This is a genomic window from Streptomyces sp. T39, from assembly GCF_008042045.1.
Taxonomy (GTDB): domain Bacteria; phylum Actinomycetota; class Actinomycetes; order Streptomycetales; family Streptomycetaceae; genus Streptomyces.
This window is the reverse complement of sequence record NZ_RDBP01000254.1, coordinates 1-651: the sequence shown is the minus strand read 5'-3', so window position 1 is coordinate 651 and position 651 is coordinate 1. Positions and strand designations below refer to the sequence as shown.

Here is a 651-nt window from a genome sequence, read left to right as displayed (position 1 = left end):
ACCGAATCCCGCAGCCGAACGGAAAGCGAGCCGCGCCCGTGTCCCCTGCCCACCAGGCACCGTACGGCGAAGGCCCCGCCCTGGAACTGCTCGTCCACGGCGTCGGCGGAGCCACCCCCGAGGAGATGCTCGGCGACCCGCGCACGGTACGGATAACGGGCGACACGAAGGCGGCGGTGTACCGCCGCACCGACGACGCCGAGGCCGAGCAGCAGCCCGAGCGGTACACCGACCGGCCCGTGCCCGAGGCCTACTGCTGGTCCAACCTCACCTCGGGCAACGGCGCGCGGGCGCATCCAGTGCGCGAGGTTGGCGACCATGAACGGCAGGAGCAGCAGCCACAGGGCCCGCGCGCCCGCGGCAGCCGGCGCACCACCCGCCTCTACGGACTGCTGGTGAGGCTGGTCGCGCTCAGCCTCACCGTGCTGCTCACCGCCGCGGCCTGCGCGGTCGCCCTCGACCTGGTCGCCTGGCAATGCGCCGGCTCCGCCGCGTGCGCGGGGGAGCGGGCCTGGCTCGGCTTCCTCTCGGCCGACCGGGGCGGCTGGTGGTCGCAGCCGGGGCGCCGTCTCGCCCTCGCGGCGGCGGTGCCCGTGGCACTCGTCACGCTGCTCTGGTACCTCTCCAACCGGACCTGGAGCCTGGAGCGCC

1 pseudogene is annotated in these 651 nt (G+C 75.0%); it reads left to right on the top strand.

Going from position 1 to position 651, the window contains the following annotated elements:
* Positions 1 to 125: 125 nt before the first annotated feature.
* Positions 126 to 651: pseudogene (locus EAO77_RS39360) on the top strand (hypothetical protein); the annotation flags it as partial.